Consider the following 21181-nt stretch of genomic DNA (forward strand, 5'->3'; position numbering starts at 1 on the left):
TTCTTGATTCTGTGGTTTGTGTGGTAACAACCATTTGATCATGAATTGAGCTTCAACTCAATTTCTTAAGATCTTACCTATGACATGGATGTAGGTAAGGGGCGTGAGCAGGACGCGGAAGCTTTGCACGGTTTTTACTTATTCTTACATGGATGTAAGCCAGTAGGGTAACGCAGGAGCAGTTACCGAGCCCACTAGGTTACAAACCTCGCGTCGCGATTTAATAGCCCCTAGATTGAACAAATTTCAATCCACAAAGATCAACACGCCCTGCCAATATATTCATGACTAAAGTAAAAACGAGCCAAATTTGGCTCGTTTTTTTATTATTTTTTTAATAACTATACTTGGCGATAGTCTTTAAAAAAGCGCTTCATTTTTAACATCGCATCGGATAAATCATCTTTGCTTGGTAAAAATACCAACCTAAAATGATCAGGATCTGGCCAATTAAACGCCCTGCCATGCACAAGTAATATTTTTTCGGCTTTTAGTAAATCGTACATCATCTTTTCATCATCTTTGACGTTAAAAAGTGCTGTATCTACTTTGGCAAACGCATAGAGTGCGCCTTTAGGTTTTTTACAACTAATGCCTTCAATATCATTTAATCCGCGCCATGCAATATCACGCTGCTCATACAAGCGACCACCGGGGTCTATTAAACTATCAATTGATTGCACGCCGCCCAAAGCCTGTTGAATCGCATACTGTGCAGGTACATTTGCGCACAAACGCATAGATGAAAGTATTTCTAGGCCTTTGCGTAAATCATCCATTACCGAGGTACGACCGCTCAAAACCATCCACCCCATTCTCAGCCCCGCTGCACGGTATGTTTTTGCTAAACCATTAAAAGTAATAATAGGCACATCGTCGCAAAGTGAGCCGATTGAAGTATGCGTTATACCATCGTATAAAATCTTTTCGTAAATCTCATCGCTCAATAACAGCAGTTTATGTTCACGCGCTATATCAATTAATTGCATTAACAAATCATCACTGTAAACCGCACCAGTAGGATTATTAGGATTAATTAATACCAGAGCTTTAGTTTTAGACGTGATTTTACTTTTTATATCTGCAATGTCCGGAAACCAATCTTGCTCTTCATCACATAAATAATGCACGGGATTACCACCCGATAACGTGACCGAAGCAGTCCAAAGTGGATAATCTGGAGCAGGAATAAGCACTTCGTCGCCATTATTTAATAGCGCTTGGGTGATCATCTGAATAAGTTCGCTTACGCCATTACCAATATAAATGTTATCTACATCTAAATTATGTAATCCACGTTGTTGGTAATGCTGATAAATAGCCACGCGGGCTGAATAGAGGCCTTTAGAGTCACAGTAACCTTGGGCTGAATATAAGTTGCGGATAATATCGCGGTGCATATCTTCTGGCATATCAAAACCAAAAGCAGCCGGATTACCTATATTCAATTTTAATACTTTTTGACCTTCGTCTTCCATTTTTTTAGCTTGCGCTAAAACCGGCCCACGAATGTCATAACATACACCTTCTAGTTTGTGACTCTTTTTAATATCAGACATTTTTACCTCGACTAGTGAGTCTTTAGACTAACCTAGTAAAGGCGCAAAATGCCAGTGTATTTGATTACTTAATACTGAAATAAATTCACGTTTCAGTTTCAATAATTAACGAGATGCTAACCATTCATTTAGCTTAGCTTGAGAGCCTGTTACTTGGGCCATTAAACTATTAGATGCGTCGATGGCTTCAGCTAAGTTATCTAGGTTTAAATTTTGTTCAATAACGCGAGATACTTCAGCAAGGCTTGAAGCACCAAACTGCGCAGCGTTAGATTTTAAGCTATGAGAATGACGAATCGCCGCTTCTCTGTCTTTTCCAATGGTTGCTAAAACTTCAGAGCCTAAACGCTCAAACTCCGAGCAGCAAAAATCAAGTGTATCAGCAAACTGCTCACCCAATAACGATTCCATACTCTCTAATGCTGATGTATCAATATTTATTTCTGTCATATTTTAAGCCCTTAAAACAATCCATGTAAATTACAGTTTAATAGTACTACTTTATATTGATGCGTAAAAAAAACCAACTTAATTACCTTATAAATGTATAATTGTGGGGATCATACTGGCAACAAAAAGTTTATTAAATGGCACGCACACTTTGTAATCATTGTAACTTTGCACTTAACACCTGTATTTGCAGCGCAATTACAAATATAAACAACAAAGTTAAGGTTATTATTCTACAGCACCCAAGCGAAGAAAAAATAGCAAAGAATACCGCTAAACTACTCAATTTGTGTCTAACTGATTGCCAAATAGTCAAAGGCGAAAATAATGACGACTTTTCTATTCTTAAATCACTGCCAGTAAGCTCAACTGTTTTGCTCTACCCTAACGAACACGCTGTAAATTTAGACGATAGCGCTGAGCAATCTAATATAAAAAACATCACCCATTTAATCGTGGTTGATGGTACATGGAAAAAAGCCTACAAAATTTTGCAGCTCACCACATTGCTAAATCAATTCAAAACGGTCAGTTTTAAACAGTTACCTAAAAATCGTTATGCTATTCGTAAAGCCCCTAGGGCTGACAGCCTATCCACACTTGAAGCTGTAGCGCATAGTTTGTTTTTAATAGAGCAGCTAAATCCTGCACCACTTTATAATGTGCTTGATGAATTAATACAAAAACAAACCCAACACATGCCCGAGCACGTAAAAGCACGTTACTTAGATTAAATTCGTTACTATATGAAACTTGCAATGCGTAACTACCCTAACAGGCTAAAACGTGGCTTTACTCGCCAAGGCCCCGACTATCGCTTTGACGACCAAGTCGACTTTAGCGATATAAGAGATACCTTTGGCTTTAGGTCAATGGTCGTCGGTAAATGGGTAACTAAAGAAGAGCGCTATATTAGCGCTAATTTAATTTACGATGCACTGGCGGATCTTGCGCAAATACTGCATTTACCACCTAAAGCAATTGGCCTGCGCGGGAAGCTTAATTTTGCGTTTGGTCATGGTGGTCAAAAAGGTGTGCAAGCGCATTATAACGCAGCCTCTCAAACACTTGCTCTTGCAAAAAATGCAGGCGGTGGTGCACTTGCTCACGAATGGTTCCATGCGTTTGATCATCATATAAGCGAGCATTTATTTGCAGCAAAACCCCGCTTTGGTTTTGCCTCAAAATTGTGGCTTTCAAACACGCCTAATTTATCGCATCCACTTAATAATGCTTTGAACAGTTTTTATAAACATATATTTTTAGATGAAGATGGTATTGATGCAAATAACTTTGTACAAACATGCATAGAACACGATAAAGCACAAAACATGAATTACATGAGCATGCCAGAGGAACTTGCAGCACGTTGTTTTGAAGCCTGTATTGAGCAGCATTCAAATATAAAAAATAGCTTTTTGGTGGGAGGCTTACAAAATAGTAATTTAATATACCCAAACACTGAGCATATTAATAAAGCAAATGAAGCACTTAACCAGTATTTTGAACTACTGGGTTATGCGCTTCATAAAGTGTAAATTCAACCGATGAAAGACTAAAGTTTATTAGCATTAGTTATATAGTTTTATTATCTATGGTACTTCAAATAACACTTACTATTCCCTATGAAGCAGTAAGCCCAAAATTCAAATTTTTAAATCAGGAAAAGTGAAGTTTACTTGTAAAAATGCACGCCGCACACAACGTAAAATACAGTGATAGTCTTTTATATCATTCAATTAAGTCAGGCTGCAGCATGGGTTGTAATCTTTAATCGCCGCCTTTATACTAAACTGGTATACATTTAGCCATCTAAAAAGACCATGTTCATTATGCCAAAGACATTTTACCTATCCAAAAGCTTTTTTATCCAGCTCATATTCATTTTTATAATAGTAACGTCCATTATGCTTTCACATGAAGAAGAATCAAGCGAACAATCGTGGGACACTCTCACTACTGAAATAGTTATTAACCATGGTTGGCCTCTAATTTACAAAAAAGTCCAAAGTGGGTGGCCTACTCATATCTATTACATCAACTTGTCAATTATATTGTTAATTGCTTTTTTGGTCGGGTCAGTGATCCCTTTAATGATTAGCCTCGGCACCCTTCATTGCGAAAAAATAAAAAAAGAGAAAATAAAGTAAATCGTGCCATTGATTAGAGGGCATGTGGGATTAGGGGGCGGCTTTAACTATGACTTTATAGGCTTGGCATACTCCTAGATAAATCAGTAGAGATAAAATCTGAAAGTTACTTATCTCTTTACTTATCTTTGCCTTCTACTTTCTACCTATTATGTCGTCGATGACACAACGTTTAGTAAAGTGTCTATTAACGTAGGCTTCGCGTCAATTGCATTAAATGAGAGTTCATTTTAAGGCGACCTAACTATCTAATAGCTACGTTGCTTTCAATAAAAATAATAAGCCAACTATTACTCAATAATTACTCCTGTAACATTCCACTACGGGCCCTATGTCATAGTCAATCACGCACCTTGTTACTGAAAATTTATACACGCTAACAAATTGATCACTAACTTTATGCATTTGGTATTATTCGCTTTTTAGAATAATAAGTTAATAACGAATGAAGTAATAACAAACCTACAAGCTCATACATCGCTACTTCAGCAGTAGAGGAAGCATTATAATCATAGAAAATAGAGGATATACTATAAACATTTTGTGATACGAAGTAACCAAGCACATCAGCAAATAACAGTAATAATACCGAGCAGAGCATGATAAATCGTATGATCAAATGCTGATTTTTTAAAACATTTTCTTCCCATGCTCGCACTACAACATACAGATACGGAACAAATACAAATGGGATATACAAAAAAAGATTTAGGCTCTCGTCGCGATTAGTGAGTATTCCGAAAATCAATAGAATACTAATAATTAGAAATAAAAGACTACAAATGACCGACAGTGTTTTAACAAAGAGTTGTTTCATAAGTGCTTATTATTACCTTGGTTGTTAGATAAAGTAGAAATTAATATATTAAGTTATCCAACCTATCAACGCAATAGTTAAACAAGAGCGTCAACGCCGGTTATTGCTACGCAAGATATTGATAATTTTAGAATAAATGAGATATTTTTTACTGCCTTATGATCTTTAAGTTCTAAATTATCAGTAAAAAGCAGGCCTTAAAGGCAATAGCTAACGGTGTTATATGATTTCATACATCCTTCTCTGAGTTTAAAAATTCGACTTTATCCCCTCTCGAATACTCTGGGCCAAACTCTTTGGTTATTATATCCTTCAGCTCCTGTTTAGAAATTACTCCATAATATTCACCCATATCTTTTGCTTGTGATTTTACTAATATTTTAACAGGCATTGATCAGACCTCTAGGCAACTTTTTGGATTTTATATAAATGCAACGCATGTCCACCAATGAGCCTTATTATTTTTTCCCTGAACTCATCAAAACCATCCAAGCTTATTTTGTCGCCTTGCTGGAGTAGATTAATTCCCTCAAAACACTGAAAGACCCAACGTAATGTTGGGTTAGGTATTTCTTTATTGATTTGATTCGCTATCGTGGCTTTTTCTTTTTTCATATTCGCTCTCATTCGTCTTTGCGCGATTGAATAAACTAACAGTGAAAGTGTCATCACCATCAACAGAGCATCTATTCTACTTGGCTTCTTGATAAATAATGATGAAACAAAAAACAAGGGGTCTTTTAAAAACCTAAACCCTTTTTCTACTTCAGATTGTGCTTTGTAGTGCTTAAGCAAACCTTCATGGGAAAGCGATTTTTTATCTATATTCGTTGCTAATACAAAGCATGACTTTTGTTCTACAATCTGTTTTATTGCACTTTCGTTTTCTTCAATTTCGGCCGTGATTTGCCATTCAATATTTTTTACTGGCGCATCTTTTTTAGGTCGCCCTTTACCTTCATAGACTTTATGCTTAATAAATTGCTGAGTCGCTATTTGATGGTGCTTCATCTTTTTCGCTAATTTATCTAATGCGCGTTGCGCATCAGTTTGACAAGCGAAACGCTGAGCTTGTAAATGGAATAGGTCTTTTTTGATGCCTGTGTGTGCTCGCTCAACTTGTCGAACAATGCTTTTTTGTGCTCGGCTATTAGCTACCTTTGAATAAATAATCATCCATCTTTGCTTTATCCCCATATGTTCAACCTCTTCAACAACATATTGATAATTATCATCAATATTAACCCATTGGTTGGCTGCCATGGCTGTTCTTATAGAGGATTTTTCAAGAGAAATAGTTGAAGGTACTAACGTGAGAAATTGAATCTTGGTTAAAAACTCAGCATTACTTTTATGATAAAGTTTACAGTCTGCCACAAGGTATTTAGGGGCTTGGCTTTTTTTAAACTCGTCGACAAGCGCCTCACTTCGCGCTTTAAAAATAGCGGTGTCTGCGCTGTTACCATCCCAGTTTTTACACGCAAGCGGGATCCCACCATCTTGGCTAACAATGATTTCTTGTACGACTTGTTTTAAATCAGGACGGTGAGCCTTGCTATGTCCATGAGTAATTTTAATGACGTTTTCATCACTATCTTCATCATCAAAAGCATATTCACCTGTCAGTGAGTGACTCGTTGTATCAAGTGATTCAAAGGTTTTATCAACTTGTTCTATTTCACATGCTTGTCCGGAGACTAATGAAAATAAGCTTTCACAGCCAAACTCGAAGCATTGATCGAGAGTTCTACCAAGTTTGTGACGATTAAAATGTGATGCTTGAAATGTGATGCTTGAACCCCTTCGCGAAATAAATGTTCAAGAGGCAAGTTAGTAAAAAATTGAGGGCTGAGTGATAAAGGACGATTGGCAAAACCTAGTCCATTCATGATCATTCCTTTTACGGCTTCACCAGGGGTGATTTCTTGTTTATCGTCTTGAGGTAAGTATTGATCTAAAAGGCTGACAATTTTTAAGTCTTCTATAACACCTGAAACAATACCGTGATGGTCTAACCGTTTGATTTTTAGATTCATATACACCTCAAAGTTGAGGTGTGATTTTATCAAATTAAGGAGGATTAAGCGTTTAAATTAAATCGAAATTTTTGAAATTGGTCTGATCAATGTCTGTTGATACGTATACTTGGTATGACGATCGCCAATTAACTTTAGTAGTTTGTACAACAGGTGCTTACAATCAAGGGTTGATGTTTTTTTTAGAAACTAAAGAAAATTCAGGTAAATATACTCTATTATCATTTCCACAGTTTATCGCAAATGATGATGCTTCAGGTCATATTGATACCGTAATATCTGGGGATTTAACTAAAGCACCTTTTTATAAGTTTAGTAAGCCTTTATTGTGGGGGGCCTTGCGTAGCGATATGTCAAATTACACCATAACTAATAATAAATATCGGGGTTCTGGTGGCTGTGGTATATCAACATCGTATCAAATAATTAATGACCAAGTTAAAGTTTCAATGCTAAAAATTAAAAATGATTGTGATGGTTCGTATCAACCAGCTTCCCAATGGTCAGAGATTCCAGAATCAGAGTTCTCTACTTGGCCAAATATCGTATTAGCAGAAAAACAGTAAATTACTTATCTACAAAGTGAAGCGCTTAACCAGTATTTTGAATTACTGGGCTATGCGCTTCATAAAATAGACGAGTAATGTCTATATTTGGTGATTACTTATCGTCACTAATACGACTTGCTACTGCACTGTTTTGGTCTTTATATTTTGCATCTTTACGGATGTTGTATGGGTTTGCACACGGGCCCGATAGCATTTCAAAGCTCATAGCCCCTATTTTCATCAGTGGACGAAGCGCCAGTGGTAATTTACCTGAGTTGTAAAACTCTAAAACAATATTACCGCTCCAGCCTGGGTCTATTCGGTGCGCTGTTACATGCACCATTAACCCTAAACGCGCAAGTGATGAGCGTCCATCTAACCACCCTACTATGTCTGCTGGCAGAGTTACTTTTTCGTGTGTAATAGCTAGAGCAAGTTCACCTGGGTGTAAAAAAAATGCTTCACCTTCATCAAGCACTATTTCTTCACTCATGATTGATTCCATGGCTTTATTTAGCTGATCTTTTGGACCACTTAAATCGACGTATGCCGCGTTGTGTGCATTAAAAGTTCTGAATTTATTACCTAATCGCAAATCGGCAGTTACGCCTGAAATCATGTCACTTATTGGCGCTGGCTCAATAACAATGCGACCATCGCTTAGGTATTCATTAATATGTGTGTCTGAAAGTCTCATTATTTATTAATCTTCTGTAATCACAATTTCAATTGCATTGTGATGCTGTTGATAATAGAGCGTGCTGGCTATAAGCCTCGCTGCTGCGCTGTATGTTTTGCTTATCGCCGCGTCGTTATCGTTGGCAATAAGTTTTCCTTGCTCAGAATACTCGCGTATATCTATTGCAAGAGGAATATGACTAAGTACGGGTACGCCGTGCTTGTGCGCAAGTTTTTGTGCGCCGTCTTTACCAAATACGTGGTTAGCTTCACCGCAGTGGCTGCAAATGTAATAACTCATGTTTTCAATTAAGCCCAGCACTGGCACGTTTACTTTATTAAACATAGCAATGCCTTTTTGCGCATCGGCAAGGGCTAAGTCTTGCGGTGTAGTGACAATAACAGTACCGCTCGCGGGTACTTTTTGGCTCATTGTAAGTTGAATATCACCGGTGCCCGGTGGCATATCCACAATTAAGTAATCAAGCTCGCCCCAATCAGTCTCGTTAAGCAATTGGCTAAGCGCGCCTGACGCCATTGGCCCGCGCCATACGGTGGCATCATCGCTTGGAACTAAAAATCCAATAGACTGCGCTTTAATGCCGTTTGCATCAAAAGGCTGTAGCTGTTTGTTATCTTTAGTGACGGGCTCTGCGCCTACCAAGCCTAAAAGCATTGGAATAGATGGGCCATAAATATCAGCGTCTAAAATACCGACCTTTGCGCCTTCGTTTTTAAGGGCGCCCGCCAAGTTAACGGCAGTAGTCGACTTACCTACTCCGCCTTTGCCTGAGGCAATAAGCACAATATGTTTAATCGCCTTAAACTTAGCTGCCTCTTTAATGATAACCTTGGCGCTAATTGTTACAGGCACATTTAAGCTTTCACTTACGTGTTGCTCAACTAAAGGCATTTCTGATTGCCCAGCAAATGGCAGGGTTAATTTAATGTGTAGTGATTTATCGTCATTTTGAGTAATAGTATTAATGAAGCTTTCGTCAATACCGACGGCAAAAGCCGCACTACGATATGCCGCTAAGGCAGTAATAATCGGTTGTTTTTGCACCGATTTAGAAGAGAATAGTTTCGACAGTCCAAACATAGCAATTAAATAGCGTTTCTTTGATGAAAAGTGCCTCGGAATTATGTAACATTCAGGGCATTAACACCAGTCAATTAATAAAAATCCATAAGCTGTGCGCACTCTAAGCAGATAGCTTGTAGATAAATTAATGATAATTGCCGTTTGTATAATAAAAACGGCGTTTTATCCTCAATTCGGAATGATTATGACGCAGCGAAAGATCCTGATTACCAGCGCATTACCTTATGCAAATGGCCCTACTCACTTAGGTCATTTATTGGAATATATTCAAACTGATATTTGGTCACGTTTTCAAAAGTTACAAGGCCATGAAGCTTATTATGTTTGCGCAGACGATGCCCACGGCACACCAATTATGCTTAATGCGCAAAAACAAGGGATCACGCCTGAAGAAGCGGTAAAACAAGTAAGCATAGAGCGCCAACGCGACTTTGCTGACTTTAATATCAAATTTGATAACTACCACAGTACGCACAGCCAAGAAAACAAAGAATTAAGCGAGCTTATTTATAACAGCCTAAACGATGCCGGTCATATTAAAAAGCACACTATTTCGCAATTATTCGACCCTGAAAAAGGTATTTTCTTACCTGACCGCTTTGTAACAGGTACTTGCCCAACGTGTAAGTCTGAAAACCAAAACGGCGACAGTTGTGATTCATGTGGTGCTACATACAGCCCTACAGATTTAATCAACCCACGTTCTGTAATGTCGGGCGCTGAGCCTGTACTTAAAGATTCTGAGCATTACTTTTTTGACCTGCCAGCATTTGAAGGCATGCTAAAAGAGTGGTTACACTCGGGCACTATTCAACAAGAAATGGCTAACAAGCTAGACGAATGGTTTACCGATGGCCTGCAGCAGTGGGATATTAGCCGTGATGCGCCTTACTTTGGTTTTGAAATTCCAAATGCACCGGGCAAATATTTTTACGTTTGGTTAGATGCCCCTATTGGTTACATGGCGAGCTTTAAAAACCTGTGTGACAAAACAGGCATCAACTTTGATGAGTTTTGGGCTGAAGGTTCAGACGCTGAGCTTTATCACTTTATTGGTAAAGACATCATTTACTTCCACAGCTTATTTTGGCCAGCAATGCTAGAAGGCGCTAATTTTAGAAAGCCAACTAACGTATTCGCTCATGGTTTTGTCACTGTAAATGGCGAAAAAATGTCTAAATCAAAGGGTACGTTTATTAAAGCGCGTACTTATTTAGATAACTTAAACCCAGAGTACTTACGTTACTACTACGCAGCAAAATTAAGCAGCGGTATTGTTGACCTTGATTTAAACCTAGAAGACTTTGCACAACGCGTAAATTCGGACCTAGTAGGTAAAGTAGTAAACATAGCGAGCCGTTGTGCTGGCTTTATTACTAAAAAGTTTGATGGCAAGCTAAGCAGCACAATTATGCAACCAGAGCTGTTAGCAGAGTTTCAAGCGGCTGCACCTAGCATTACAACACACTACGAAAACCGCGATTACAGCCGTGCAATTCGCGAAATAATGGCGCTTGCCGACAAAGCAAACCAATTTATTGATGGCGCAGCACCTTGGGTATTAATTAAAGACGAAACTAAGCAACAAGAAGCACACGAAGTGTGTTCTCTTGGTCTTAACTTGTTCCGCGTTTTAATTACTTACTTAAAACCAGTGCTACCAGAAATGGCCGACAACGTACAAGCATTTTTAAATGACGACCTTGCATGGGACGGCGTTCAAAATGCACTCGTAAGCCACCCTATCAATAAATTTAAACCGTTAATGCAGCGTGTTGAAATGGATAAAGTAAATAAAATGGTTGAAGAATCTAAAGAAAGCTTAGCGCCAAAAGTAACTATTGACCCTAACAGCCCACTTGCAAAAGAGCCGATTAGCGACGAAATAGAATTTGATGACTTTGCAAAAGTAGACTTACGCGTAGCTAAAATTGCTAAAGCAGAGCACGTAGAAGGCGCTGATAAACTACTTAAGCTAACACTTGATTTAGGCGGAGAAACTCGCCAAGTGTTTGCAGGTATTAAATCAGCTTACGCACCAGAGGATCTTGAAGGTAAGTTAACCGTTATGGTCGCTAACCTTAAGCCTCGTAAAATGCGCTTTGGTATGTCGGAGGGCATGGTATTAGCAGCAGGTCCTGGCGGAAAAGAAATTTATATTCTTAACCCAGATGACGGCTCAGAGCCTGGTATGCGCGTAATGTAATATTACTCATACAATAAAAACCGCTGATACATCAGCGGTTTTTTTATGGGCAAAAGCAATGTTTAGTCGTATATTCAATACGAATGCCTCTGTATTAAATAAAGTGAATTGTAATTATGACCCAAATTTTAGATGCCAACAGAACAAAAGTAAGTAGCCAAATAAAACAACACAAATTAGTCGCCATACTGCGCTTAAAGCAACAAGGTGATGTAGCACCATTAATTGATTGTTTAGTTAATGCGGGCATAAACGCACTCGAGATCACGTCAAATACACCGGGCTTTGAGCAAGAAATAGCAAAAGCTCGTGCAGCTCATAAAAACGCACTTATTGGCGCAGGTACAATAATAAATACTACTCTTGCTCAGCAAGCAATTGATGCAGGCGCGCAGTTTATTGTAACGCCAAATACCAACAAATCGGTTGTCGAACTTGCCCACCAGCACGGGTTACCAGTATTAATGGGCGCGCTAACACCTACCGATGTAGCAAATGCAATTGAATATAAGGCAGATATTATTAAGGTATTTCCTGCGGGCAGTATGGGCGTTGGTTACTTTAAAGCATTAACAGGTCCATTTTCAGAAGCACAATTAATGCCTGTTGGTGGTATTACTTTGGATAATATATCTCAGTGGTTTGACGCAGGTGCTTGCGGCGCAGCAGTAAGTAGTGATTTTTGTAAAATAGTCAACACAGAACAAGAACGCATTGATCTTACTAAGCTTGTAAAAAGCTATATAAGTAAACTGCCTAAATAGGCAGTTATACTTTAACTATAAAATTAGGGTCTGTTTATCTTTCGAGGTTGAATTTGCAGCTGGATGCGGAAACTTTGCCCGATTTTTACTTATTCTTACATGGATATAAGTCAGTAGAATAACGCAGGAGCGGTTATCGAGCCCACTAGGTTACAAACCTAACGCCGCGATTAAATCGCCCCTAAATTGAACAAATTTTAATCATGAAAGGTCAACAGGCCCTAAACATTCTTTTTAATTGAGCTTTTTCAATACGCGATCTTTTCTTGGTAGGTAATAGTTATCATAATCAAGCGATACTATAACGCGCTCTGCTTTTCCTAATAGCTCATCACGCGGAATTAAACCTATTACACGAGAGTCTGCACTATTATCTCGGTTATCGCCCATTGCTAAGTAATAATCATCAGGAATTGTAATTGCATCAAACCCCGATAAACGTGAAGGAATATTTGCCACTCTTATCGAATGCTCTAATCCGTTTAAATCTTCAATTTTATCAAGCGAGTCTATGTTGCTTCGCTGATCTGCATAATTAAGTTTTTTACCATTAATAATGAGCTCATTATTTTCAAGCGCAACGGTGTCTCCTGGCACACCAATTACACGTTTAATTAAACGGTTATCGGCAGCTTGTGAGTCAAAAACAATAATATCACCAGCTTGTGGATCCGCTAATTTAAGTAATTTTATGTGCGTAAATGGGACGCGAATATCGTAGGCCATTTTATCGGTAAGTATTCTGTCACCTTCTTGAATGGTCGGTTTCATTGAGCCTGTTGGCACTTCGTACCAATCGGCAACAGCGCTTCTAAATACGCTCATCAGTGCAATAAATACGATAAGAGAGCGGTTATTTTTCCAAAACTTATAAACTAATTTCATGCCTATTCCCTTCAATTGAACAAGTCTTTAATTGAGTAACTATTTATATGACTTTGCTAATTAGCTGCAGTTCAATCAATGATGTAACAAAACATGTTGACTACTAATTTTAATTGATCGATTAAATTTAGAGCGTCGTAACATTTAACGAAACCAACGGGTATTAACTTAAAGGAAAATAAAATGTTTAAGAAAATTACTACTGCATTATTGTTTACAACTGCAAGCCTTGGATTTACTACAATAGCTTATGCTGATCATCATGGTATGAAAAAAGACGTTGTTGAAGTAGCCGTTGAAAATGGTTCGTTCACTACTCTTGTTGCTGCTGTTAAAGCCGCAGGTTTAGTTGAAACACTGCAAGGTAAAGGACCGTTTACTATTTTTGCACCAACAGATGCTGCATTTTCTAAATTACCTGAAGGCACTGTTGAAATGCTACTCAAGCCTGAAAACAAAGACAAGCTAACGGCGGTATTAACTTATCACGTAGTGTCTGGAAAAGTGATGGCAGCCGACGTAATGAAGGTAGATAGTGCGAAAACACTACAAGGCCAATCAGTTATGGTTAAAGCCGACAGCATGGGCGTAATGATAAATGACGCTAAAGTTGTAAAAGCTGATGTAAAAGCAAGCAACGGCGTAATTCATGTTATCGACACCGTACTACTTCCAAAAGAGTAGTCATAAAAGAATAAGCCAAATAAAAAAGCATAAGTAAATACTTATGCTCTTTTATTTATTTTTGTTTCATCACATAAAAAATTATTGATTTAGTTTTTCTTTCGCTTCTTTTACTTTTTCAAAATCTAAACCAAGTTCGTCAGTCGCTTCTTTAATAAGGTGCGGTTGAGTCATTACGACTGCCATTAGTTGCTGTAGTTTTTCTGGCGGAATACCAAGCTCTTGAACAAGCGCCATTGCCATCATTGGGTTTTGAGTAAACGCTTCAAACAATGCTTTTACTTTTTCGTCGCTTACATTGTGCTCTTTAAGTATTGCTAGTATTGGATTCATTATTAAACCTTAAGTGTTTTTTATAGGGCTTAGTATATGGGCTAAACCCTAAAATTAAAGAGTTACTCTACAAGTAAAACAACTTTACCAGCATTTTCATTACGCTCTAAAATAGCATGAGCTTCGTTTGCGTCGCTCCAAGGCAATGTTTTATACAGGTTAAAGTCGTACTTTTTAGTGGCAATATCATTGTAAAAACGCGCTACAAAGTCGTCGCGCACCTGGCGTTTAAACTCAATACTACGATTTCTAAGCGTTGAGGCATGAAACGAAATACGTTTGCGTAAAAGCGCGGCAAAATCAACTTCTGCAAAACGTCCATCTAAAAATGCAAGCATTACAATTTGGCAATCCATCGCTGCAATAGCGGCATTTTTATTTAAGTAACTCCCCGAAACAGGATCTACAATTGCATTTGCTGTTAACTCATTTGCTTTCATATATTCTACAAAGTCGGTGGTTTTGTAGTTAATTGCATGATCGGCACCGAGTTCTTTTGCGTGTCGGCATTTGTCATCCGTACCTGCGGTAATAACCACGGTAGCACCTGCGCTTTTAGCCATTTGAATTGCTGCACCGCCCACACCACTAGCACCTGCATGAATAAGCGCTGTTTGCCCTTTTTGCAATTTACCAAGCTCAAATAACGCGCCAAATGCTGTTAGGTACACTTCGCTTATTGCTGCACCTTCAGCCATTGTTACATCATCGGGTAATTCCATAAGCTGCTTTGCATCAACGGCTACATATTCACTGTAAGCGCCACCAGAACACAAAGCAAAAACACGTTTATTAAGCCAAACTCTATCAACTTTACCACCAATATCGCTAACAACACCGGCACATTCTAAACCTAAAATAGGGCTATCTCCCGCAGGGGCCGGGTATTTACCTTGGCGCTGCATACTGTCTGCACGGTTTACACCTATTGCTGCAACTTTAACAAGTACTTCATGGCTCTTTAAAACCGGTTTTTCGGTTTCACTAAATGCAAGATTACCATCTTCATGAGAAATATATTTCATTGTTGCTCCAAGTTTAAAAACTGTAATAACATATAGATGGGGATGAACACAGATTCAAACAACCTCAAAAGCGCCAACTTTGTTTGTAAGGATAAACATCGGGTAGATAACCATTGTGTACTTGTTGCTGACAACCTTGCCAAAACGTCGCTAAAAACAAGTTACTGTGCTCATTATTAAAATAATTAAACGCAATCTCGTTGGCGCTAAAAAACACCTTAAATTGGCTCGGAAATATATCGTTTTCAGCTATATCAAAATACGAGTTACTACTTAGCTCTTCAAGTGCATTTTGGGTTTGTGGCACCTCTCTAAAGTTACAATCGGTTAGTGGGCAAATTTCGTCAAAGTCGTAAAACACCACTCGCCCCCATCGCGTTACGCCAAAGTTTTTCATTAGCATGTCGCCCGGAAATATATTAGCACCGGCTAATTCTTTAATTGCTTTACCGTAATCATGCATAACTCTCTCTAAGGTTTTGTTATCGCATTGGGTAATATATAAATTAAGCGGGGTCATTTTACGCTCAACATAAACGTGCTTTAAAATAAGTGCCTTGCCAGATATAACCATGCTGCTGCCAATTTGGCTTTTCATCTGCTCAAGCAGTTCATCGCTAAAACGGCTTAAATCAAACGCTAAATATCTAAATTCGTGTGTGTCTACCAAACGACCAACCCTATCGGCTTGTTTTACAAAGTTATACTTTTCTTTCACTTGTGCTCTGGTAGCTGTTTTTGGCGCACTAAATTTATCTTTAATTACTTTATAAACGTAATCTAGCCCTTCAATAGTAAATACCAGCATTACCATACCCGGCGTCCCTGGTGCTGTAACATACTTGAAGTTGGCTGGGCTATTTTTAGTCGTATCAACCTTGTTCCGATAAAACTCAGTTTTGGCGTGCTTTATAAAACCAATGGCGTTAAATAACTCAAAGCGTTGTTTATGTGGCATTAACACACTTAAGTAATCTACATAACGAGCAGGCTTATCGGTATCAACCATAAAATAGGTGCGTGCAAAACCAAATAATAAACTTAATTGATCGGCGCCCATCATTACAGCATCAAGCTTTAGTCCCTCATCGGTATTTAAAATAGCGATAGCAAAAGGCATATTGTCGCCATTTTTAGCAATGCAGCGCCCAATTAAATAACAGGCTTTGTTTCTAAAAAATAATGAGTTGGCGTATTCAATATACCCATCGTTTAAATTTATAAGTTCGTACACCTGTTTGCATTGCTGCTTAGCGCCTTGCATTAACGTACTTTGTAATGTGGCTACATCGCGATCTAAATGACTAAACGGCACTCTAAATACTTGATTAGTGATAAGCGTTTTAACGGCGTTATTAAACCCATTATGTAGCGATACCCTGCTCACTAAGCTTTCATAAGAGCGCGGCTCACTACGATACTTTGCTTTTAATACAAACAAATGCACAGTACGAATTTTTTTATCGTCCCAAATTGCGCCAAACGTTGAGTTAAAAAAGGTATGCGCAATAGGTTTATTTTCGTGGTTTTCTACCATATCGCCGTAAATATTTTTAGCTAACTGCCACGTTTGCGGGCAAGTAAGTTCAGCATAAGCAATAACTCTGACGGCTTCACTCACGTTTTTAACTTCGCACTCATACACCTGTAAACGTTCACGCATAGCACTTTGTACACTGTGATACTGTCGTTGTTCAAAACGGCTTTGTGCACCCAGTGTAATATTTAAAAATTGCGAAAACATCGCCTCAAATCCAGCAAAAACAGATCGTGCAAGCTTACTGGCTACAACGTGTTGAAGCGCATTATTAGATTGATTTGTTAGCTTATTTTGCATAAATACAGCACTTATATTGATGCCAGTTATGGCGGTTATTTTTTATTAATGGTTTACACCTTAGCAAGCAGGCTTTAATTTAGATAATTAATAAAGCATATAAATAGAATTTATTGGGCGTATTGACCTTTCGAGGTTAATTTTGCAGCCGTGTATTTGGTTTTTAAGCAAGGCAAAGTACATGTAGTGTTGTGACTCCCCATAAATGTACTTTAACGCTGCATAAAGGCCAAATACACACTGCCCATAGGGTTCTTTCTAGGGACGATTAACTCTTTGTTGCCTACATGGATGTCGGTAAGGGGCGTGAGCAGGACGCGGAAGCTTTACTCGATTTTTACTTAGCCCACAAGGTGGCAAACCTCGCGCCGCGATTAAATCGCCCCTAGATTGAACAAATTTCAACCCTGAAAGGCCAACACGCCCATATGAATATAAGAAACGTCGACCTCAACTTGTTAGTTTACTTAAATGTACTCATCGATGAAAAAAGTGTGTCAAAAGCTGCAAATAAACTCGCGCTTACGCAACCGGCTATGAGTAATGCGCTAAAACGTTTGCGCGATTTATTTGACGACCCGCTACTTGTGCGTGCCGCAGGCTCTATGACGCCAACGGCAAAGGCACTTGCATTAAAGCCTGAAGTTGAGGCCCTATTAAAAATGGCTGAAGCTATTACGCAGCCTAGTGAGCAGTTTAACCCTACAACCGCTGAAGTTACGTTTAGAATAATGGCAAACGACTATATAGAGTCGACCTTAATAGCCCCTTTTATAACGGCGCAGCTTAGTAAAAACCCCGGTATTAATTTTGATGTATTGAGCCCAAGCGACGTAAACCTACAAGATATGGAAAAAGGCACTATAGATTTAGCTATAAACCGCTTTAACGGTCTCCCTCGCTCGTTTCATCAGGCCAGTGTTTGGCGCGATAACTACTGTTGTTTAACGCATCCTAAAAATACATTTTTACAACATTCAGGGTTAGACGACTACTTACAAAAAGAACATATTTGGGTAAACCGTGCAGGCTGGGGACCAGAGGCCGCTGTTACTAATAAATCAGGTAAGCAAAAATTAGGCTGGGTAGACGAAGCCCTTTGGCAACTAGAACAAACCCGTAAAATACGTGTTTTTACTCGCCACTACATGGTCGCAAGCCTGCTTTGCCAATCAGAGCAACTTATTGCCACCCTACCGCGCAGGCAGGCTAAATTGTTAACCTCTCATACTGATTTAGTAATCAGCCCTGTACCATTTCAAATAGTGCCTATTGAGGTAAAAATGATATGGAGCCCGCTACTACACCACGCGCCTGCACACCAATGGTTAAGGCGTGAATTATTAGCGTTTGCTAAAACGATTGCAGATAGGTAATTAAGAGCAAACCTTTGATTAGTACTCAAGAGCCTAATGCGAGTGCCTGTGCTATGTACTGAATCATCTTATTTTGAGCTAATAGCTTGGTTAGCATTTTAAATATATTGAGTTAAAAACTACCTAATGAAAAAGCTAGAACTCAAATACAATGTTCGCTGAAGAATTGAATCAAAATAGGTACTGCGTTATTCTTAATTAGTAATATAAAGTCAATAACTTTAGATACTCGTTATCAATAACCTAAGACATATTAAAAAATGGAATTTTATGTACCAATACCTATATTTGAAGTGTTCACTTATAATGAGCAAGGTCACCAAAATTAGCTTTCTTCCTTTCTCTAAAGTTGAAACTGATAATTTAAAAACCCTCTTATTTACTGCACGATTTTTTGTTTATATAGCTCTTGCATACTTTTTGAATGGGTTAGGTACTTTTTTATATGATGTTCATGAAGTTGTTAATTTATACAACTTTGAACAAACTTGGAGCGTAATATTTACAAATATTCATCAGACTCTACTGTTGAAAAAATTATTATGGGGGATGTTATTTAGCGCTGCTATATTAGCGACTGGAGGTATATTGGCTGCAATAGTTTCATTCGAGTTTAAATATGAAAGTAAAAGTGACTAACCTCAAGTCTTTGCTACATTAAAATAAACTTAATCGGATTATAAAAATATCATTAAATAACAACAACTTAAAAACCTTGCTGTGTAAGTGTTATTTAAGAGCCTTTTAAGGAAGATTATTATAAATATTGATTACTCTGCTTATTCACTTAGTGAATTAAACGAAGCAATTGAAAGTATTGACTCACATAAATATCCAGAGAACTACAAACGCCTTAAAGATGAATTAGCTAAACCAAATCGTAACGAGCCAAAAGCTGCGCAACAAATAGTAATAGCTAAAAAGAACACTAAGAAAACAAGTAAAGCGCTCCTGTGTATTGTTTAGGTTTGTTTATTCTTTTACGCAGCTATTTTAATTACGAAAGTGGTGTCATTTATAAGAGATACAATGAGCCGGCAGTGGCATCTTTAGAAAATAACCCGAAAAAGTTTTATTTATTTCTTTTTTTCACAATTAGTGCCGGAGGTTTTATTACGGCATATGGTATTCATGCTTTATTTTCTAAAAAAGAAGACAATGATAAACAAACTTAATAATAAGAATAACGATACTGCAAATAAAACTCTTGCTGTCTTTCAAAAATCCTATGCTATTGAGGCTAAACTGATCGGCGCGCATAACTTCCCTCCTTTAGCGCGTAATATTAAAGGTATAAAAAAGTCAGAAACAACTTTTTATGGCTACAGCGAAAATGAATGTTTAGCAGCCGTTATTGAAGTAGATACAAACAACGAGTGTTTAGATATTTGTAGTTTAACCGTTGATCCTAGCCATTTTAAAAAAGATATCGCAAGTAAGCTAATAAGTTATGTTTTAGCAATGGATGATTTTTCTCATGCAAGAGTTGAGACTGCAGTTGCTAATACTCCTGCAATAAATTTATATAAAAAGCATGGTTTCGTGGAATTCAAAAGATGGACTCCTTCACATGGTATTGAAAAGCTGGCTATGTCGGTTGTAATTTAAATCAGTATTTCAAAATAGGTAATTTATAAATGGATAGTGCATCAATAATTGCGTGGAGTGTTTTGTTTGGCGGCATAGGTATTGGCTACCTTACTTACGGGCGAAGAAAAAAAGCCGTAGTGCCACTTTGTATTGGTTTGTCGTTATTGGTTTTTCCGTACTTTATGACCAGTGTTAGTATGCTGCTGATTGTAGGCGCTATTTTAGTGGCTATTCCCTACTTTATTAAAATTTAACATTACTATTGTTATTGCTATTGCTATTGCTATTGCTATTGCTATTGTGACGGATAAATAAAATACACGCGAAAAATAAAAAAGCGCCACGGTATTCAACTTTGGGAAAATACCGTGGCGCTTTTGGAAATCGTCGATATAGGAATCTACCTACAGCGTATTATTAGCAAGCTTAGTACCAACTTCATAAAATAATTAAAATTCAATAAAAACAATTAACTAAGATTCCTTCTTTATTCCTCAACTCCTCCCTTTGTTCCAGTTTTGTGCACACTTTCACCGCATTGCACCAAATTAATTAGTATTATTTAAGATTGTTTTCTGCGTTCTATTAACCATTAAATCTTACTATTGATAAAATCAATATCAGTTATTGAAAACAACAATTTTATTAATAATACACTTAGCGCTAGAGTGAAGTTAAGCCAACAAACTAAGAGTAATTATTATGACAACAGCTTCTTTCACACGCCAAGACGGATTATTCATCGATGCTAACTTACATCAGTTCATCGAAGAGCAGTTATGCACTAAAGCTAACACCACTGAAACTTACCAAGCGTTAGCTACTTTAGTTGATGAGTTTGGTTGTAAATGCCGTAAAACAAAGCATCAACCAGATGATGTATTAGAAGTTGATACATTATTAAATGCATACCAACTTAAAAATCATCCACTTTGCCATGTTGATGCACAAACTACGGAAGCCGTTTTAGACGAATATTGCTGCCAGGTTCCTGCAATTATTGTTGTTGCGTTAATGGATACGCTTAGTGGTACACAGTGCGATGAACCCCAAGCACATGAGATTTACCATCGTGCAGCGCAGTTAACCAACCGCCCTTGTATGCACAGAGTAAAAACTGCCTCAGCAGCTTAATAAT

24 protein-coding genes are annotated in these 21181 nt (G+C 38.0%); 13 read left to right on the forward strand and 11 right to left on the reverse strand.

The features are described 5' to 3' along the window. Positions 1–341 precede the first annotated feature (341 nt). Together QL995_RS18460 and QL995_RS18465 are read right to left on the reverse strand one after the other, a co-directional pair. On the reverse strand, positions 342–1559 hold the full coding sequence (locus tag QL995_RS18460) for a pyridoxal phosphate-dependent aminotransferase (RefSeq protein ID WP_290294802.1): 1218 nt from the start codon (positions 1557–1559) through the stop codon (positions 342–344). Positions 1560–1664: 105 nt separating this feature from the next. Further along, positions 1665–2009 (reverse strand): Hpt domain-containing protein, encoded by a 345-nt coding sequence (locus tag QL995_RS18465; protein ID WP_007582543.1) that lies wholly within the window; start codon positions 2007–2009, stop codon positions 1665–1667. Between the two features lie 137 nt (positions 2010–2146). Here QL995_RS18465 and QL995_RS18470 point away from each other — a divergent pair, with 137 nt between their 5' ends. Both QL995_RS18470 and QL995_RS18475 read left to right on the forward strand, forming a co-directional pair. Then, entirely contained in the window at positions 2147–2743 is a 597-nt protein-coding gene (locus QL995_RS18470) for a tRNA-uridine aminocarboxypropyltransferase (protein ID WP_010554237.1), read from the forward strand. Between the two features lie 24 nt (positions 2744–2767). Further along, a complete protein-coding gene (locus tag QL995_RS18475; protein ID WP_290294874.1) occupies positions 2768–3547 on the forward strand; it encodes a CLCA_X family protein in 780 nt (259 codons plus the stop codon). 1658 nt (positions 3548–5205) lie between these two features. Here the strand turns inward: QL995_RS18475 and QL995_RS18480 are convergent. From QL995_RS18480 to QL995_RS18490, 3 genes are read right to left on the reverse strand one after another with little or no spacing between them, the layout of a single operon-like run. Then, positions 5206–5367, reverse strand: coding sequence for a hypothetical protein (locus QL995_RS18480; protein WP_169060144.1), 162 nt, complete (start codon positions 5365–5367; stop codon positions 5206–5208). 11 nt (positions 5368–5378) lie between these two features. Next, positions 5379–6788: an IS1634 family transposase gene (locus QL995_RS18485; RefSeq protein ID WP_356948001.1), complete on the reverse strand. Its 1410-nt coding sequence runs from the start codon at positions 6786–6788 to the stop codon at positions 5379–5381. Then, positions 6674–7012, reverse strand: coding sequence for a DUF4277 domain-containing protein (locus QL995_RS18490; protein WP_169060143.1), 339 nt, complete (start codon positions 7010–7012; stop codon positions 6674–6676). Before QL995_RS18490 ends, QL995_RS18485 begins: the two co-directional genes overlap by 115 nt. Before the next feature lie 89 nt (positions 7013–7101). Here QL995_RS18490 and QL995_RS18495 point away from each other — a divergent pair, with 89 nt between their 5' ends. Further along, complete coding sequence (locus QL995_RS18495) at positions 7102–7578, forward strand: hypothetical protein (RefSeq protein ID WP_169060142.1); 477 nt, start codon at positions 7102–7104, stop codon at positions 7576–7578. Between the two features lie 94 nt (positions 7579–7672). On the opposite strand, the gene dcd is transcribed toward QL995_RS18495, so the two are convergent. Both dcd and apbC read right to left on the reverse strand, forming a co-directional pair. Beyond that, positions 7673–8257, reverse strand: coding sequence for a dCTP deaminase (dcd, locus tag QL995_RS18500; protein WP_290294803.1), 585 nt, complete (start codon positions 8255–8257; stop codon positions 7673–7675). Between the two features lie 6 nt (positions 8258–8263). Beyond that, positions 8264–9340, reverse strand: coding sequence for an iron-sulfur cluster carrier protein ApbC (gene apbC, locus QL995_RS18505; protein WP_010554232.1), 1077 nt, complete (start codon positions 9338–9340; stop codon positions 8264–8266). Positions 9341–9527: 187 nt separating this feature from the next. Between apbC and metG the strand changes: the two genes are divergently transcribed. Next, complete coding sequence (gene metG, locus QL995_RS18510) at positions 9528–11549, forward strand: methionine--tRNA ligase (RefSeq protein ID WP_290294804.1); 2022 nt, start codon at positions 9528–9530, stop codon at positions 11547–11549. 116 nt (positions 11550–11665) lie between these two features. Then, positions 11666–12313, forward strand: a complete 648-nt coding sequence (locus QL995_RS18515) for a bifunctional 4-hydroxy-2-oxoglutarate aldolase/2-dehydro-3-deoxy-phosphogluconate aldolase (RefSeq protein ID WP_290294805.1) — start codon at positions 11666–11668, stop codon at positions 12311–12313. Between the two features lie 234 nt (positions 12314–12547). Here QL995_RS18515 and lepB read toward each other — a convergent pair whose 3' ends face one another. After that, positions 12548–13198: a signal peptidase I gene (gene lepB / locus QL995_RS18520; RefSeq protein WP_290294806.1), complete on the reverse strand. Its 651-nt coding sequence runs from the start codon at positions 13196–13198 to the stop codon at positions 12548–12550. Between the two features lie 183 nt (positions 13199–13381). Between lepB and QL995_RS18525 the strand changes: the two genes are divergently transcribed. Continuing rightward, complete coding sequence (locus tag QL995_RS18525; RefSeq protein WP_290294807.1) at positions 13382–13882, forward strand: fasciclin domain-containing protein; 501 nt, start codon at positions 13382–13384, stop codon at positions 13880–13882. An 81-nt stretch (positions 13883–13963) separates the two neighbouring features. Here the strand turns inward: QL995_RS18525 and QL995_RS18530 are convergent, their stop codons facing one another. From QL995_RS18530 to aceK, 3 genes are all read right to left on the reverse strand, one after another. Next, positions 13964–14215 carry a DUF2999 family protein gene (locus tag QL995_RS18530; RefSeq protein WP_007582532.1) on the reverse strand — a complete coding sequence of 84 codons (252 nt, stop codon included), beginning with the start codon at positions 14213–14215 and terminating at the stop codon, positions 13964–13966. Between the two features lie 62 nt (positions 14216–14277). Beyond that, entirely contained in the window at positions 14278–15240 is a 963-nt protein-coding gene (locus QL995_RS18535) for a zinc-binding dehydrogenase (protein WP_010554229.1), read from the reverse strand. A 64-nt stretch (positions 15241–15304) separates the two neighbouring features. Then, positions 15305–17077, reverse strand: coding sequence for a bifunctional isocitrate dehydrogenase kinase/phosphatase (aceK, locus tag QL995_RS18540; RefSeq protein WP_290294808.1), 1773 nt, complete (start codon positions 17075–17077; stop codon positions 15305–15307). Between the two features lie 428 nt (positions 17078–17505). On the opposite strand from aceK, the gene QL995_RS18545 reads away from it, so the two are divergent. The 7 genes from QL995_RS18545 (at position 17506) to QL995_RS18575 (ending at position 21177) form a co-directional block, all read left to right on the forward strand. Then, on the forward strand, positions 17506–18453 hold the full coding sequence (locus QL995_RS18545; RefSeq protein ID WP_101216732.1) for a LysR family transcriptional regulator: 948 nt from the start codon (positions 17506–17508) through the stop codon (positions 18451–18453). A gap of 306 nt (positions 18454–18759) precedes the next feature. Then, positions 18760–19092: a hypothetical protein gene (locus QL995_RS18550; RefSeq protein WP_290294809.1), complete on the forward strand. Its 333-nt coding sequence runs from the start codon at positions 18760–18762 to the stop codon at positions 19090–19092. Between the two features lie 87 nt (positions 19093–19179). Further along, positions 19180–19419, forward strand: a complete 240-nt coding sequence (locus QL995_RS18555; RefSeq protein ID WP_290294810.1) for a hypothetical protein — start codon at positions 19180–19182, stop codon at positions 19417–19419. Between the two features lie 74 nt (positions 19420–19493). Beyond that, positions 19494–19628: a hypothetical protein gene (locus QL995_RS18560; protein ID WP_290294811.1), complete on the forward strand. Its 135-nt coding sequence runs from the start codon at positions 19494–19496 to the stop codon at positions 19626–19628. Then, on the forward strand, positions 19612–20061 hold the full coding sequence (locus QL995_RS18565; protein WP_290294812.1) for a GNAT family N-acetyltransferase: 450 nt from the start codon (positions 19612–19614) through the stop codon (positions 20059–20061). The genes QL995_RS18560 and QL995_RS18565 overlap by 17 nt, the downstream gene beginning before the upstream one ends. A 29-nt stretch (positions 20062–20090) precedes the next feature. Beyond that, a complete protein-coding gene (locus QL995_RS18570; protein ID WP_008169332.1) occupies positions 20091–20297 on the forward strand; it encodes a hypothetical protein in 207 nt (68 codons plus the stop codon). Positions 20298–20745: 448 nt separating this feature from the next. Then, the gene (locus QL995_RS18575) at positions 20746–21177 is read left to right on the forward strand and encodes a hypothetical protein (RefSeq protein ID WP_010554222.1); all 432 of its coding nucleotides are present in this window, start codon (positions 20746–20748) and stop codon (positions 21175–21177) included. Positions 21178–21181: the final 4 nt, after the last annotated feature.

The organism is Pseudoalteromonas sp. APC 3358, assembly GCF_030408075.1.
GTDB classification, from domain to species: domain Bacteria; phylum Pseudomonadota; class Gammaproteobacteria; order Enterobacterales; family Alteromonadaceae; genus Pseudoalteromonas; species Pseudoalteromonas arctica.